This window comes from Geodermatophilus sp. SYSU D01105, assembly GCF_054050095.1.
This window is the reverse complement of sequence record NZ_JBJGYR010000009.1, coordinates 1-14,523: the sequence shown is the minus strand read 5'-3', so window position 1 is coordinate 14,523 and position 14,523 is coordinate 1. Positions and strand designations below refer to the sequence as shown.

Here is a 14,523-nt window from a genome sequence, read left to right as displayed (position 1 = left end):
GTGGCGGGACGCTGCACGGGGCCACCGGACGGGGCGGTGGTCGTGGGGGTGTCGCCGGTCGGCACGGCGGGTCGCGCCGTGCCGACCGGCACCGGCCCCGTGCTCAACCCGGGGGTCGGGTGCCCACTCCGGGGTCCGGTTCGCTGACGAGCACCGGGGACCGCCGGGTGCCCCAGGCGTAGGTCTGCTTGCGCAGCCCGAGGTAGAGGTGCGTCTCGGTGGACTCCACGCCGTCCACGGCGCGGATCCGGGCGACCAGCTCGAGCAGCTGGTCGTCGTCCTCGCAGACCACCTCGACGAGCAGGTCGACCGAGCCGGCCGTGATGACGACGTAGTCGACCTCGGTGAACTCGGCGAGCCGGTCGGCGACCGCCCGGGCGTCACCGCTGGTCCGCACGCCGACCATCGCCTGCCGCGAGAAGCCGACCTGCAGCGGGTCGGTGACCGCCACGATCTGCATGACGCCGGCGTCGAGCAGCCGCTGCACCCGCTGCCGCACCGCGGCCTCGGAGAGCCCCACGGCGCCGGCGATGCGGGCATAGGGACGGCGGCCGTCCTCCTGGAGCTGCTCGATGATGGCGCGCGACACGTCGTCCAGCACGAACTGTCCCCGGATGGTCATCCCCACCCCTCCCCGCCCGTGTCCCTCGCCCCGGCGGCTCCGGGCTGTGCGGATCGTATCCGGGCACCGTCGCTGTCGGCATGGTTTGTGCGGGCGGCTCCTCGCTACGATTCCGCCACCTCCCTCCTCTCCTGACGACGGGATCCGCAGTCATGACCACCACCGAGCAGGACGTCACCGCACCGGGTCAGCCGGTCGGCGCGGAGGCCACCGCGAACCTGTGGCTGCACTTCTCGCGGATGGGCGCCTACCGCGAGACCCCGCCGCCGGTCATCGTGCGCGGCCGGGGGGCGGAGCTCTTCGACGACCGCGGCCGGCGCTACCTCGACGGGCTGTCGGGCCTGTTCGTCGTCCAGGCCGGGCACGGGCGCCGGGCCCTGGCCGAGGCCGCCGCCCGGCAGTCCGAGGAGCTGGCGTTCTTCCCGCTGTGGTCCTACGCCCACCCGGCGGCGATCGAGCTGTCCCAGCGGCTGGCCGCCGCGGCACCCGGTGACCTGAACCGGGTCTTCTTCACCACCGGCGGCAGCGAGGCGGTGGAGACGGCGTGGAAGGCGGCCAAGCAGTACTTCAAGCTGACCGGCAGGCCGGGCAAGACCAAGGTCGTCAGCCGGGCGGTGGCCTACCACGGGACGACGCACGGCGCGCTGTCGATCACCGGCGTCCCGGCGCTCAAGGAGGTCTTCGAGCCGCTGGTGCCCGGCTCGGTCCGGGTGCCCAACACCAACCTCTACCGGGCCCCGCTGTTCGGCGACGACCCCGAGGCGTTCGGCCGGTGGGCCGCCGACCAGATCGAGCAGGCCATCCTCTTCGAGGGGCCCGAGACGGTCGCCGCGGTCTTCCTCGAGCCGGTGCAGAACGCCGGCGGCTGCTTCCCCCCGCCGCCGGGCTACTTCGCCCGGGTGCGGGAGATCTGCGACCGGTACGACGTGCTGCTGGTGAGCGACGAGGTCATCTGCGCCTTCGGCCGGCTGGGCACGACCTTCGCCTGCGACAAGTTCGGCTACACGCCGGACATGATCACCTGCGCCAAGGGGATGACCTCGGGCTACTCCCCCATCGGCGCGATGATCGCCTCCGACCGGGTCGTGGAGCCCTTCCTGCGCGGGACGGCGTCCTTCCCGCACGGCTACACCTTCGGCGGGCACCCGGTCAGCTGCGCGGTCGCCCTGGCCAACCTCGACCTGTTCGAGGAGGAGGGCCTCGACCGGCGCGTGCTCGACAACGAGGGCGCCTTCCGCGTCACGCTGGAGCGGCTGCTGGACCTGCCGATCGTCGGCGACGTCCGCGGCGACGGGTACTTCTACGGGATCGAACTGGTCAAGGACAAGGCGACCAAGGAGACCTTCGACGCCGAGGAGTCCGAGCGGCTGCTGCGCGGGTTCCTCTCCGGCGCGCTGTTCGAGGCCGGCCTGTACTGCCGCGCCGACGACCGCGGGGACCCGGTCGTCCAGCTCGCCCCGCCGCTGATCTGCGGGCAGGCGGAGTTCGACGAGATGGAGCAGGTGCTCCGGTCGGTCCTGACCGAGGCCTGGGCCAGGCTCTGACAGGCTGGGCCAGGCTCTGACAGGCAGGACAGCCGGGCGAGGGGGGTCGACCGGTCGCCTGCAGACGACCGGTCGACCCCACTCGCGTGGGCTGGTCCCCGCTGGGTCGTCCCCGGTGTGCCTCGTCGGGCACCGCCCACCGACGCGCCGCCCCTCGAGGGGCGCACGGGGTCCCGTCGCCGTCCCGGACCGCCCTTGTCGGAGAGCGCCCGGCGGGAGAGCCTTCGCCCATGGAGCCGTCGGACGAGCGCGCGTCGAGGAATGCGGAGGCCGGCACCGCGGAGGACGCCGACCAGCGGAGGTCCGCCGCCCGCCACGCCCGGGGACAGGCCGCGTCGGGGCGGGACGAGGCGGCGGTGTCGCGGGACCGAGCGGCTCGCCAGCGGGACGAGGCCGCGGTGGAGCGCGACGAGCGGGCCGTGGACCGCGCGGTTGCCGCGGGCCGCCGGGACGCCACGGCCGCAGCGCCCGGTGCGGCGCAGGGGCGATGGGCGCGGCACCCGGTCGGCGAGGGCAGGGCGGGAGCGCGTGAGGAGCAGGCCCTCATCGACGAGGAGACGGAGGCGACCCGTCGGAGCCTGGCCGCGGACGACCGGAGCGCCGACGACTCCGACCGCGAGGCGGCGCGGCAGGACAGGCTCGCAGCGAGCCGGGACCGCGAGGCCGCCCGAGCCGACCGGGAAGCGGCTGCGCGTGACCGGACCGCGGCCGAGGCGGACCGTGAGCAGGACGAGGTCGACCGGGCGTCCGCGCAGCACCGGCCGCGGGACGACGGTGACTGAACGCCGCGAGACCGTCTGACGGTTGCCGGGACCCGCACCCGGCAGGCGTCTCCGGAGGACGCTCAGGAACGCCGGCCCGGCCGGACCGCCAGGGACCACCATCGCCGGCTGCAGCCCTCGAGCGAGCGACGAGGTCCGCCGAGCGATCGGTGCTCCTCGCGGCTCCCTCACCCGCCGCGCTGGCGGCTCACCATCTCGGTGATCCAGATGGGCGCGTAGGGAGACGTGCAGCCCGGGGCGTCCTCCATCTCCGCCTCGATGCGGTCGAGGAGTGCCGGGAGGTCGAGGCCCTCGGGCTTCTCCGCCACGCGTCCGGTGGTGAGTTCCCAGCCGGCACTGGCCACCACCGGGTCCGGGTCGGCGGACCAGGCCGGCCGCAGGTCCTCGGCGTGCGGGCTCTCCTCGACCACGTGGTCCACGAGCCAGTCGCGCACCTTCGGGGTCCGCGCCTGACGCAGCATGGCGTCCAGCTCGGTGCGCTCGAACTGCTTTGCCGGCAGATCAGCAGTGCCAGCAGCCTCGCCGCGGAGTCCCCCGTCTGCCACGGTCCGCGCGCCAGGTCCTGCTGGGTCCCCAGCCGCTTGGCGAACCGTGGCACACACGGTCACCCGTGCCTTCCGCGTCGGGCGCCGGCGAGGTGCGCCCCGACCCCGTTCCCGCGGCCACGCCCCGGCGCGGAGCCGACCGCCTGGGCGACGTCGCCATGCCCCGGGAGGGCCTCAGTGCCCGGTGAGGGCGGTCATCGCCCGGTCGAGCAGCCGGGCCGGGCGTCCGGTGCGCCGCTCGCGGTCGTCGATCAGCCCGGCCAGGCGGATCCCGGCGTTGACGCCGAGCCAGCGCAGGGGCTCGGGTTCGAACCGGGGTGAACGGTGCCCCACCCAGGGCAGCCGGACCAGCTCGCTGTCCCGGCCGGTGACCAGGTCGGCGAGGGTGCGCCCGGCGAGGGCGGCCAGCGCGACGCCGTCCCCGCTGTAGCCGCCCGCGTGCGCGAGCCCCGTGCCCGGGTCGAGGCCGACCGACGGCCACCCGTCCCGCGGCACGCCGAGCACGCCGCCCCACCGGTGGGTCACGCGGACGCCGGCCAGCGCCGGGAACAGCTCGGCGAGGCTGCGGCGCAGCGCGTCGTGCACCCCGCGGGCGTGCTCGGCTCCTCCGGAGGTCCGGGACCCGAAGCGGTACGGCGCGCCGCGGCCGCCGAACACGATCCGGCCGTCGCGCGTGCGCTGGGCGTAGAGGAGCAGCCGGCGGGCGTCGTTCAGGGTCTCCCGGCCGCGCCAGCCGACCTCCGCCCAGGAGCCCTCGGGCAGCGGCTCGGTCGCCAGCACGAGCGAGTGGACCGGCAGCAGCGTGCGGCGGTGGCCGGGCAGGGCCGGCGTGTAGCCCTCGAGCGCCCGGACCACCACGCCGGCCCGCACCTCGCCGGCGGCGGTGCGGACCCGGTGCGGGGCGATCTCGGTGACCGGCGTCCCCTCGTGGACGACGACACCGCGGCGCTCCACCGCCTCGGCCAGCCCGCGCACCAGCCGGGCCGGGTCGAGCGCCGCGCAGTGCGGGGTGAACGTGGCGCCGAAGACCCCGTCGGCGGCGACGCGCTCGCGCGCCTCCGCGCGGGAGAGCCAGCGCAGGTCCTCCTCGGCGACGCCCCGCCGGCGGGCCCCGGCGACCTCGGCGAGCAGCCGGCGGGCCTGCGGCTCCGAGCGGGCCAGGCACAGGTGGCCGCCCCTGTCCGCCCGCGCGTCGATGCCCTCGGCGTCGGCCACCCGGAGCACGTCGTCCACGGTGTGCCACGCCGCGCGCTGCCAGGCGGCGGCCGCGGCCGGGGACGAGGCGGCGGCCACGGCGTCGTGCTCGACCGGCAGCAGGCCGGACAGCCAGCCGCCGTTGCGGCCGGAGGCGCCGAACCCGGCGAACTCCCGCTCGAGGACGACGACCCGCAGACCCGGGTCCCGGCAGGCGAGGGAGTGGGCGGTCCACAGCCCGGTGAACCCGGCCCCGACCACGGCGACGTCGGCCTCGACCCGGCCGGTCAGCGCCGGGCGCCGCCGCTCGAGCTCATCCGCGGGCAGCGTGTCGTGCCAGAGGGACAGCGAGCGCGGCGGCGTCATCCCTCCTCGGTCGCCGGGACGCACAGCACGGGGCGGTCGGACAGGTGCAGCAGCTTGTGCGACACCGAGCCCAGGAACGCACCGCGCAACGGGCTCTCCCCCCGCGTCCCGACGACGATCACCCGGCCGTCGTGCCGGTGCGCGGCGTCGATCAGCGCCTGGGCCGGCTTCTCCGACAGCACCTCCACGACCGTCGCGACGCCGGCCTCCTGAGCCTCCTCGACCGCGTGCGACACCGCCGTCCGGCCCAGCTCGGCGATCGCCCGCTGGTGGGCCTGGAACTCCTCCCCGACCCCGCCCGGCGGCTCGACGCCGTAGACGAGCACCAGCGGCTCGTCGAAGCGCGCGGCCAGCGAGATCGCCATCTCCAGCGCCGGCCGGGATCCGGGCGACTCGTCGTAGCCCAGGACGATGCTCACCGCAGGTCCTCGTCGACCTCGATGCGGTCACCGGCGATGCCGGGGCGCTCCTGCCAGTACCGGCCGTCCCTCGCCCGCCAGACCAGCATCAGGACGATGCCGACGAGGAAGATGCCGACGCCGATGACCAGCGGGGGCCCGACCCCCAGCCATGCCTGCCCGGTGTAGGAGTTCTCCGGGTCGGAGATGTCGCGGATCGCGAGCACCAGCAGCCAGATCAGCAGCCCCGCGCCGACCAGCGGCCCCAGGCCGATGAGCAGGAACGACGACACGCTGCGGGTCAGCTGCCGCCGGTGGTAGACGGCGCAGGCGATGCCGGTCAGCGCGTAGTAGAAGGCGATCAGCAGCGACAGCGCGGTGATCGAGTCGAACAGCGCGTTCTCGCTGAGCAGGCTCACCGCGACGAACCAGACGCTGGCGATGCCGCCCACCCACCAGGTCGACACGTCCGGCGTGCGGTGGCGCGGCGAGATGTGGCCGAAACGGCGCGGGAACGCGTGCCGCCGCGCCATCGACAGCCCGGTGCGCGAGGCCGGGAGGATCGTCGTCTGCGTCGAGGCGATGGCCGCGGTGGCCACCGACAGCAGCACCACCCAGTCCCAGCCGCCCATCACCTCGGTGGACAGCAGCGCGAAGATCGCCTCCTCCTCGTCGGCGTTGTCGGCCAGGTAGTCGGTGCCGGCGAAGGCGAGGACCGCGACGGCGACACCCACGTAGGTCACCAGCAGGACGATGGTCGAGACGATCGCGGCCCGGCCGGGGGTGGACGTCGAGTCGCGGGTCTCCTCGGTGAGGTTGACCGCCGACTCCCAGCCCCAGTACGCGAAGACCCCGAGCAGCAGCCCCCCGGACAGCGCCGCCCCGCCGGCGCCGAACGGGTTGAGCCAGCTCCAGCTCGGGTCCAGGCCCCCCAGTGGGCTGTCCCCGGTGACCCCGCGGACGATCGCCACCGCGGCGAAGACCAGCAGGGCGAGGGTCTGGGCGAGGATCAGCCCGTTCTGCAGCCGGGCCGAGAGCTCGGTGCCCAGCACGCAGATCCAGGTCATCAGCAGGATGAGCGCGACGGTCAGCACGAGGACGACCACCGTGTTCTCGGCCAGCGAGTCCAGGTTCAGCGTCCGCAGCGCGAAGACCACGCCCACGTTGGCCAGGGACCCGATGATCAGGACGCCGGTCATGGTGATCGCCCAGCCGCCGATCCAGCCGGCCCACGGCCCCATCGCCCGCGTCACCCAGGAGAACGTCGTCCCGCAGTCGGGGTCGACCCGGTTCAGGGCGGCGAAGGCCGCGGCGATCAGCAGCATCGGCACGAACGAGGCCAGCAGCACGCCGGGGGTGTTCACCCCGGTGAGTGCCACCAGGGCGCCGATGATGGCCGCCAGCGAGTACGCCGGCGAGGTGGACGCCAGCCCGATCACGAGGGCGTCGACGAAGCCGATGGCGCCCGGGCGGAGCGTCGGCTCCGTGCCCGGGCGGACGGCGGGTTCCGCGGGGTCCGCGCTCATGCGACGGTTATCGCAGCACAAGCGCGTGTCGGCAAGGGTTTGCCGGTTCCAGGCCTGTTCCGACCACGGAACGAGTGGCTAGGGTGACCGCCACCTGTGGAGGTGGAGATGCGCATCCTGCTCGTGGGCGCCGGCGGGGTCGGCAGCGCGGTCACCGCGATCGCGGCCCGCCGGGGGTTCGCGGAGCGGCTGGTGGTCAGCGACTACGACCTCGCCCGCGCCGAGAAGGCGGTCACCGCGATCGGCGACCCGCGGTTCGTCGCCGCCCGGGTCGACGCGAGCGACGAGGACGGCGTCCGGGCGCTGCTGGCCGAGCACGGCTGCCAGGTGCTGCTGAACGCGACCGACCCGCGCTTCGTCATGCCGCTGTTCCGCGCCGCGCTGGCCGCCAGCGTCGACTACCTGGACATGGCCATGTCGCTGTCGCGCCCGCACCCGGCGCGGCCGCACGAGGAGACCGGGGTCAAGCTCGGCGACGAGCAGTTCGCGCTGGCCGGCGAGTGGGAGGCGGCCGGCCGGCTGGCCCTGGTCGGCATGGGCGTGGAGCCCGGGCTCTCCGACGTCTTCGCCCGGTACGCCGCCGACCACCTGTTCACCGAGATCGACGAGCTCGGCGTCCGGGACGGCGCGGACCTGACGGTGCGCGGCCACTCCTTCGCCCCGTCGTTCAACATCTGGACCACGATCGAGGAGTGCCTCAACCCGCCCGTGGTGTGGGAGCGCGAGCGCGGCTGGTTCACCACCGAGCCCTTCAGCGAGCCGGAGGTCTTCGACTTCCCCGAGGGCATCGGCCCGGTCGAGTGCGTCAACGTGGAGCACGAGGAGGTGCTCCTCATGCCGCGGTGGGTCGACGCCCGGCGGGTCACCTTCAAGTACGGGCTCGGCTCGGAGTTCATCGAGGTCCTGAAGACCCTGCACCGGCTCGGCCTGGACTCCACCACGCCGATCCGGGTCGGCGACGTCGAGGTCTCCCCGCGCGACCTGGTCGCCGCCGCGCTGCCGGACCCGGCCGGGCTCGGCGAGCTGATGACCGGCCGGACCTGCGCCGGGTTGTGGGTGAGCGGCACCGGCACCGACGGCCGCCCGCGCCAGGTGTACCTGTACCACGTCGTCGACAACGCCTGGTCGATGGCCGAGTACGGGTCGCAGGCCGTGGTGTGGCAGACCGCGGTCAACCCCGTCGTGGCCCTCGAGCTGCTGGCGACCGGACGGTGGCAGGGCCGCGGCGTGCTCGGCCCGGAGGCCTTCGACGCGGTGCCCTTCCTGGAGCTGCTCACCGCCTACGGCTCCCCCTGGGGGATGCGCGAGGGCGGGTAGGGGTCAGGCCGCCGGCCCCGCGTACAGCTCCGGACGGCGGTCGCTGAGGTAGGTGTTCACCGCCCGGGACGCGTGCAGCGCCGCCGGGTCGACGTCGGCGACCAGCAGCTCCTCCCCCCGCCCGGCGCGCGCCAGCGCGGTGCCGTCGGGGGCGATCAGGCAGCTGGCGCCGAGGTAGGTGTAGTCGCCCTCCTGGCCGATCCGGTTGACGTAGGCGACGAACAGCTGGCTCTCCAGGGCGCGGGCCGGGACCAGCACCGTGCTGATCTGGTCGTAGGGGTCCATGAGCCCGGTGGGGACCAGCAGCAGCTCGGTGCCCGCGAGCGCGTGCGCGCGGGCCGCCTCGGGGAACTCGATGTCGTAGCAGATCAGCAGCCCCAGGACGACGTCGTCGATGCGGAACTGGACGACGCCGACGTCCCCGGGGACGAAGGAGCTGCGGTCCAGCTCGCCGTAGAGGTGCGCCTTGCGGTAGCCGGCCAGCCGGCGGCCGTCGCGGTCGACGACCTGCACGCTGTTGGCGACGCCGGCGTCGGTGCGCTCGGGGTGTCCGTAGACGATGGCCAGCCCCGTCTCCGCGGCGATGTCCGCGACCCGGGCGGTGAGCGGGCCGGGCACCGGCTCGGCCAGCGCCGCGACGCGTTCCGGACCCAGCGCGTACCCGGTCACCGACATCTCGGGCGTGACCAGCACGCGGGCGCCGGCCGCGGCGGCGCGCCGGGCAGCGGCGGCGAGCGCGGCGAGGCCGGCCTCGGGGTCGGGCGTCTCCGCCGGGCCCTGGAACAGCGCGATGCGCACGGGACTCCTCTCCGGTCCGGGACCTGCGGGCACCAGCATGGCAGCCCGCGCTACCCGCCCCGGACCGGTGGAGCCTGCAGCGCCAGCCAGAGGTCGACCCGGTCGGGCGTGCTGTCCAGCCGACGCGCGGTGAGCTGCTCGACCCGGGCCAGGCGGTGGCGCAGCGTGTTGACGTGCACGTGCAAGCGGTCGGCGGTCTCCTGCCACCGGCCACCGGTCTCCAGGAAGGCCCGCAGCGTGGGCAGCAGGTGCGCCTCGTGCCGCCGGTCGTGCTCCTCCAGCCCGCCGAGCACCGTCTGCCGGAAGTCCTCCACGTCGCCGCGGTCCTGCAGGGCCAGCAGGTAGGCGTGCCGGCCGCGCAGCTCGTCGGAGAGCACCGCGCCGCTCCCGTGCGCGAGCTCGGCGGACTGCTGCGCCTGGATCGCCGCGCGCCGCAGGGTGGCGACGCCGTCGGCCGAGGAGCTCACCCCCGCGCCTGCCGCGCGCACCCGGCGGGCCAGCGCCGTGCCGACGGCGAGCGGCCCGCCGCCGTCCTGGACCGCGGCGCCGGACAGGACGGCGAACAGCTCGGTCCCGCGGAGGGCGAGGACGGCGTCGATCCCGGCGTCCTCCCGCCATCGCTCCGCCAGCGCCAGCGCGGCCTCGCCGTCGCGGACCCGGCACACCACCACGACCAGCGGGTGCTCGGGGTCCAACCGGTAGGTCGCCAGCCGGGCCGCGGCCAGCTCGTCCTGGTGGCCGAGGACCAGCGACACCACCTCTCCCGACAGCCGGCGCTCGGCCTCCCGGACCGCCCGCTCGCGGGCCAGCACCAGGCCGACGATGGGGACGGCGGCGTCGGTGCGGGCGCGCACCAGCAGGTCGTCGCCGGTGACCGGGACGGCGAGCAGCGCCACGCGACGGCGCCCGGCCACCACCGCCCGCACCCGCCAGGTGCCCCGCCCGGGGACGTCGACGTCGCGGGGCTCGTCCGCCGCGGTGGCGCGGCCGGCCTCCGCGGCGAGGAGCGCGCGCGCCGCGTCCTCCGGTGGCGTGCGGCTCCAGGCCAGCGGCACCCCCTCCCCGTCGGTGATCCACACCTCCCGCCCGATCGCCCGGCCGAGCACCGCGGCGACCGCGCCGAGGGCAGGCCCGGTCGGCTCGGTCTCCGCGGCGGCGAGCAGGTCGGTGGTGAGCCGCAGCGTCCCGCGCAGCACGGCCTCGCTCTCCCGGGTCAGCCGGTCGACGAACCACTGCGAGATGGCGAGGAAGGGGGTCTGCACGCCCACCACCAGCAGCGGCACGCCGTGCTCGCGGCAGGCGCGCACCAGGGCCTGCGGCACCCGCTCGCCGGGGTCGAGCAGCCCGTAGCCCACACCGGCCACCCGGCGCCCGGCCAGGGCGCGGACGAACTCCCCGGACGAGGCGCCCCGACGTCGCCACACCCCGGCGGTGAGCAGCAGCTCCTCCCCTGCCAGGTAGGGCGAGGGGTCGGCCAGCTCGGTCACGTGCACCCACCGGATGGGACGGTCCAGGTCGCCGTCGACCACCAGCTCCAGGTCGAGGCCGGGGGCGTCGAGCAGGTCGCGCAGCGTGCTGGCCATCGGAGGAAGCTACAACGAAGTCATCCGAGTCCGGGAGGTTCCTCCAGCGCACGGGGGGCATGTGATCTGCGACGCTCGCGGGCGGTGATCTCCGGCGCGCCGCCGGAGCCGGCAGTGGAGGACCCGATGAGCGACGCGACGCGCAACCCGGAGCGCAGCCGGATCGAGGTGCGGTCGATCGACTACGTGCCCCGCGCCGAACGCCACGGCAAGGTCTGGCACCAGGGGCCGTTCTGGTTCGCCGGCAACTTCGTGCTGGTCACCATGGTCACCGGGTTCATCGGCGTGACGCTGGGGCTCTCCCTGGGCTGGACGCTGCTGGCCATCGTCCTCGGCGTCGGGTTCGGCACCTTCTTCATGGCCTTCCACGCCAACCAGGGCCCGCGGATGGGCCTGCCGCAGATGATCCAGTCGCGCGCGCAGTTCGGCTCCCGCGGCGCGGTGCTGCCCTTCGCCGCGACGGTCTTCGTCTACGTCGGCTTCATCGTGTTCGACCTGATCCTCGCCACCCAGGCGCTGCAGCTGGTGCTGCCCGGCGGACCGGGGTTCTGGTACCCGGTGCTGGCCCTGGTGAGCATCGCGATCGCCGTCGTCGGCCACGACCTGCTGCACTTCGTGCAGCGCTGGCTGACCTACGTCCTGCTGGTGGCCTTCGGCGTCTTCACCGTCTGGGCGATCGTCCACCTCGGCGACGCCCCGCGGCCGGTGGAGACCGGCTGGACCCTCACCGGGTTCCTCACGATGTTCTCCCTCGCCGCGGGCTACCAGATCAGCTACTCGGTCTACGTCTCCGACTACTCCCGCTACCTGCCGACCGACACCCCGGCCGGGAAGGTCATCGGCTGGACCTACCTCGGCGCGGCCGGGTCGGCGATCTGGCTCATGAGCCTCGGGGCGCTGCTGGCCGACCGGCTCGAGGCCCCCGACGCGATCGGCAGCCTGGTGGCGGTCGGCAACGAGCTGTTCCCCCACTTCGGGACGGCGCTGGTGCTGGTCTCCGTCCCGGCCCTGATCGGGATCATGTCGGTCAACGCCTACGGCGCCATGCTGACCAGCGCCAGCGCGGTCGACGGCTTCCGCCGGATCACCCCCGGGGTGCGCACCCGCGTCACGGGCATCGTCGTGGTGATGCTCCTGGCCGTGGTCATCGCGCTGGTGCTGCCCGAGGACTACCTCGGCAGCTTCAACACCTTCGTGCTGCTGATGCTCTACTTCCTGATCCCGTGGACGGCGGTCAACCTGGTGGACTTCTACTTCGTCCGCCGGGGCCACTACGCCATCACCGAGATCTTCGAGCCACGGGGCATCTACGGGACCTGGCCCGCCCGCGGGCTGACCGCCTACGTGGCCGGGGTCGTCGCGATGGTGCCGTTCGTCGTCACGACCGCCTACACCGGCCCGGTGGCCGAGGCGCTCGGTGGCGTGGACGTCTCCTTCGTCGTGGGGCTCGTCGTCGCCGGCGGCCTGTACCTGCTGCTGAGCCGCAACCTCGACACCGCCGCCGAGGAGCGGGCCCGGGCCCGCAGCGACGAGGAGCTCGAGGCGCTGGTCCGCCAGGGCCTCGCCCAGCCCGACCAGTTCGACGCGCCGGCATGAGCCCGCGCCCGGCGCCCGCCCGGGTGGCCGTCGTCCAGGAGCCGCCCGCCGTGCTCGACCTGGCTGCGAGCGTGGCCCGCGCGGTCGCGGCCGTCGGGGCCGCCGCCGCCGAGGGAGCGCAGCTGGTCGTCTTCCCGGAGACCTGGCTGACCGGCTACCCGGCGTGGGTGTTCGGCCTGGCCGGGTGGGACGACGCGGAGGCGCGGCGCTGGTACGGCCGGCTGCTCGCGCAGTGCCCCGCCGTGGACGGACCCGAGCTCGACCCGCTCCGGGCGGCGGCCCGCCGGCACGGGGTGCTCGTCGCGATGGGCCTCAACGAGCGGACCGGTGCGGCCGGCGGGTCCCTGTACAACTCGCTGCTGTACCTGGACGGCGACGGCGGCACGCTCGGCGTCCACCGCAAGCTGGTCCCGACCCACACCGAGCGGATCGTGTGGGCGCCGTCCCCGGACGCGTCGGGCCTGCAGGTGCACCCCACGGCGGTGGGCCGCGTCGGCGGGCTGGTGTGCTGGGAGCACTGGCAGCCGCTGATCCGCCAGGCGCTGCACGCCCAGGACGAGCAGGTGCACCTGGCGCTGTGGCCGGACATGACCGAGGTGCACGCGCTCGCGGTGCGCACCTACGCCTTCGAGGGCCGCTGCTTCGTCGTCTCCGCCGCCCAGTACCTGCGCGCCGAGGACGTCCCCGAGGACCTGCGCGAGCCCTACCGGCTGGGCGTGGGCCCCGACACCCCCGCGACGGGCACCTGGTTCCCCGGCGGCAGCGGCGTGGCCGGCCCGGACGGCTCGTGGGTGGCCGAGCCCCTCGACGGGGCCGGTACCGTCCACGCCGAGCTGGACCTGGAGCTCGCGACCGCCTTCAAGCACGACCTCGACGTCGCGGGCCACTCCAGCCGGGCCGACGTCTTCCGGCTCACCGTGGACCGGCGCCCGCGCACGGCGGTCAGCTGGGTGCCCGACGACGTCCCGGCCGCCGATCCCGCCGGCTGACCGTCTCCCCGATCCCCTGGAGTCGACCCCGTGGAACAGCAGAACCCCATCGGCCCCGTGGACGCCACCCGGGTCCCCCGCTACGCCGGCCCGGCCACGTTCGCGCGGCTGCCCCGCCTCGACGAGGTCTCCCGCGCCGACGTCGCCGTCCTCGGGGTCCCGTTCGACTCCGGCGTCAGCTACCGGCCCGGGGCCCGCTTCGGCCCCGGCCACGTGCGGGCGAGCTCCAAGCTGCTGCGCCCCTACAACCCGGCGCTGGACGCCACCCCGTTCGGCAGCCAGCAGGTGGCCGACGCCGGTGACATCGGCGTCAACCCGTTCGACCTCGACGACGCGATCGCGACCATCGACCGGTCGGTGACCGACCTGCGCGCGGACGGCGCGCAGCTGCTCACCATCGGCGGGGACCACACCATCGCGCTGCCGATCCTGCGCTCGATCGCCCGGGACTCCGGACCGGTGGCCGTCCTGCACTTCGACGCGCACCTGGACACCTGGGACACCTACTTCGGCGCCCCCTACACCCACGGCACGCCGTTCCGCCGCGCCAGCGAGGAGGGCCTGATCGACCTCGAGCGCTCGCTGCACATGGGCATCCGCGGCCCGCTCTACGGCAAGCAGGACCTCGAGGACGACGCCGTGCTCGGCTTCCAGGTGATCCGCTCCGACGACTACGAGGTCGACGGTGTCGCCAGCATCGTCGAGCGGATGCGCAGCCGGCTCGCCGGCGGCCCGGTGTACGTGTCGGTCGACATCGACGTCCTGGACCCGGCGCACGCCCCCGGCACGGGGACGCCGGAGGCCGGCGGGCTGACCAGCCGGGAGCTGCTGCAGACCCTGCGCGGGCTGGTCGGGGTCGACGTCGTCGGCGCCGACATCGTCGAGGTCTCCCCGCCCTACGACCACGCCGAGCTGACCGGCATCGCCGCCGCGCACGTCGGCTACGAGCTGCTGTCGGTGCTGGCGCTCAACCGGCAGGACGGCTCCCCCGCCTGACCGGGCCCGGCCGTGGGGGGGGGGGGGGGGGGGGGGGGGGGGGGGGGGGGGGGGGGGGGGGGGGGGGGGGGGGGGGGGGGGGGGGGGGGGGGGGGGGGGGGGGGGGGGGGGGGGGGGGGGGGGGGGGCGCGGCCCCGCCCCCCCCCACGCCGCGCCGCGACGGCGACGTCGCACCCCGGCAGCAGGGCCGCCAGCTCGTCGCCGCCCAACCGGGAGAGCACCGCGTCCTCGCTCCGGAGGTGCTCGCGCAGGATGCGCGCGAGGTGG

General features: G+C 75.1%; 13 protein-coding genes. 6 read left to right on the top strand and 7 right to left on the bottom strand.

The genetic code is table 11. The annotated features are described in order from the left end of the window. Positions 1 to 103 precede the first annotated feature (103 nt). Positions 104 to 622 carry an Lrp/AsnC family transcriptional regulator gene (locus ACI79I_RS10185; protein ID WP_456992221.1) on the bottom strand — a complete coding sequence of 173 codons (519 nt, stop codon included), beginning with the start codon at positions 620 to 622 and terminating at the stop codon, positions 104 to 106. Positions 623 to 774: 152 nt separating this feature from the next. Between ACI79I_RS10185 and ACI79I_RS10180 the strand changes: the two genes are divergently transcribed. Then, positions 775 to 2,166, top strand: a complete 1,392-nt coding sequence (locus ACI79I_RS10180; protein ID WP_456992220.1) for an aspartate aminotransferase family protein — start codon at positions 775 to 777, stop codon at positions 2,164 to 2,166. A gap of 230 nt (positions 2,167 to 2,396) precedes the next feature. After that, positions 2,397 to 2,948, top strand: a complete 552-nt coding sequence (locus ACI79I_RS10175; protein ID WP_456992219.1) for a hypothetical protein — start codon at positions 2,397 to 2,399, stop codon at positions 2,946 to 2,948. A 167-nt stretch (positions 2,949 to 3,115) separates the two neighbouring features. Here ACI79I_RS10175 and ACI79I_RS10170 read toward each other — a convergent pair whose 3' ends face one another. The 4 genes from ACI79I_RS10170 to ACI79I_RS10155 all read right to left on the bottom strand — a co-directional run bounded on the left by ACI79I_RS10170 (position 3,116) and on the right by ACI79I_RS10155 (position 6,977). Next, positions 3,116 to 3,493: a hypothetical protein gene (locus ACI79I_RS10170; protein ID WP_456992218.1), complete on the bottom strand. Its 378-nt coding sequence runs from the start codon at positions 3,491 to 3,493 to the stop codon at positions 3,116 to 3,118. A 174-nt stretch (positions 3,494 to 3,667) separates the two neighbouring features. Next, positions 3,668 to 5,053 (bottom strand): NAD(P)/FAD-dependent oxidoreductase, encoded by a 1,386-nt coding sequence (locus ACI79I_RS10165; RefSeq protein ID WP_456992217.1) that lies wholly within the window; start codon positions 5,051 to 5,053, stop codon positions 3,668 to 3,670. Further along, positions 5,050 to 5,472: a universal stress protein gene (locus tag ACI79I_RS10160; RefSeq protein WP_456992216.1), complete on the bottom strand. Its 423-nt coding sequence runs from the start codon at positions 5,470 to 5,472 to the stop codon at positions 5,050 to 5,052. Before ACI79I_RS10160 ends, ACI79I_RS10165 begins: the two co-directional genes overlap by 4 nt. Then, complete coding sequence (locus ACI79I_RS10155) at positions 5,469 to 6,977, bottom strand: APC family permease (RefSeq protein WP_456992214.1); 1,509 nt, start codon at positions 6,975 to 6,977, stop codon at positions 5,469 to 5,471. Before ACI79I_RS10155 ends, ACI79I_RS10160 begins: the two co-directional genes overlap by 4 nt. 108 nt (positions 6,978 to 7,085) lie before the next feature. On the opposite strand from ACI79I_RS10155, the gene ACI79I_RS10150 reads away from it, so the two are divergent. Then, entirely contained in the window at positions 7,086 to 8,294 is a 1,209-nt protein-coding gene (locus ACI79I_RS10150) for a saccharopine dehydrogenase family protein (protein ID WP_456992212.1), read from the top strand. Positions 8,295 to 8,297: 3 nt separating this feature from the next. On the opposite strand, the gene ACI79I_RS10145 is transcribed toward ACI79I_RS10150, so the two are convergent. Continuing rightward, positions 8,298 to 9,092 carry a carbon-nitrogen hydrolase family protein gene (locus ACI79I_RS10145; RefSeq protein WP_456992211.1) on the bottom strand — a complete coding sequence of 265 codons (795 nt, stop codon included), beginning with the start codon at positions 9,090 to 9,092 and terminating at the stop codon, positions 8,298 to 8,300. A 50-nt stretch (positions 9,093 to 9,142) separates the two neighbouring features. Next, positions 9,143 to 10,675, bottom strand: a complete 1,533-nt coding sequence (locus tag ACI79I_RS10140; RefSeq protein ID WP_456992210.1) for a PucR family transcriptional regulator — start codon at positions 10,673 to 10,675, stop codon at positions 9,143 to 9,145. Between the two features lie 126 nt (positions 10,676 to 10,801). Here ACI79I_RS10140 and ACI79I_RS10135 point away from each other — a divergent pair, with 126 nt between their 5' ends. Genes ACI79I_RS10135 through speB form a run of 3 tightly spaced genes read left to right on the top strand, consistent with a single transcriptional unit; the run spans position 10,802 to position 14,256 of the window. Then, positions 10,802 to 12,271, top strand: a complete 1,470-nt coding sequence (locus tag ACI79I_RS10135) for a purine-cytosine permease family protein (protein ID WP_456992209.1) — start codon at positions 10,802 to 10,804, stop codon at positions 12,269 to 12,271. Then, positions 12,268 to 13,260: a carbon-nitrogen hydrolase family protein gene (locus ACI79I_RS10130; protein WP_456992208.1), complete on the top strand. Its 993-nt coding sequence runs from the start codon at positions 12,268 to 12,270 to the stop codon at positions 13,258 to 13,260. Before ACI79I_RS10135 ends, ACI79I_RS10130 begins: the two co-directional genes overlap by 4 nt. A 30-nt stretch (positions 13,261 to 13,290) precedes the next feature. Next, complete coding sequence (gene speB, locus ACI79I_RS10125) at positions 13,291 to 14,256, top strand: agmatinase (protein WP_456992207.1); 966 nt, start codon at positions 13,291 to 13,293, stop codon at positions 14,254 to 14,256. Positions 14,257 to 14,523 lie beyond the last annotated feature (267 nt).

Coding starts and splice junctions, on each gene's coding strand:
- ACI79I_RS10180 (WP_456992220.1), top strand. CDS start 775: ATGACCACCACCGAGCAGGACGTCACCGCACCGGGTCAGCCGGTCGGC.
- ACI79I_RS10130 (WP_456992208.1), top strand. CDS start 12,268: ATGAGCCCGCGCCCGGCGCCCGCCCGGGTGGCCGTCGTCCAGGAGCCG.
- ACI79I_RS10185 (WP_456992221.1), bottom strand. CDS start 622: ATGACCATCCGGGGACAGTTCGTGCTGGACGACGTGTCGCGCGCCATC.
- ACI79I_RS10175 (WP_456992219.1), top strand. CDS start 2,397: ATGGAGCCGTCGGACGAGCGCGCGTCGAGGAATGCGGAGGCCGGCACC.
- ACI79I_RS10140 (WP_456992210.1), bottom strand. CDS start 10,675: ATGGCCAGCACGCTGCGCGACCTGCTCGACGCCCCCGGCCTCGACCTG.
- ACI79I_RS10150 (WP_456992212.1), top strand. CDS start 7,086: ATGCGCATCCTGCTCGTGGGCGCCGGCGGGGTCGGCAGCGCGGTCACC.
- ACI79I_RS10165 (WP_456992217.1), bottom strand. CDS start 5,053: ATGACGCCGCCGCGCTCGCTGTCCCTCTGGCACGACACGCTGCCCGCG.
- ACI79I_RS10135 (WP_456992209.1), top strand. CDS start 10,802: ATGAGCGACGCGACGCGCAACCCGGAGCGCAGCCGGATCGAGGTGCGG.
- ACI79I_RS10155 (WP_456992214.1), bottom strand. CDS start 6,977: ATGAGCGCGGACCCCGCGGAACCCGCCGTCCGCCCGGGCACGGAGCCG.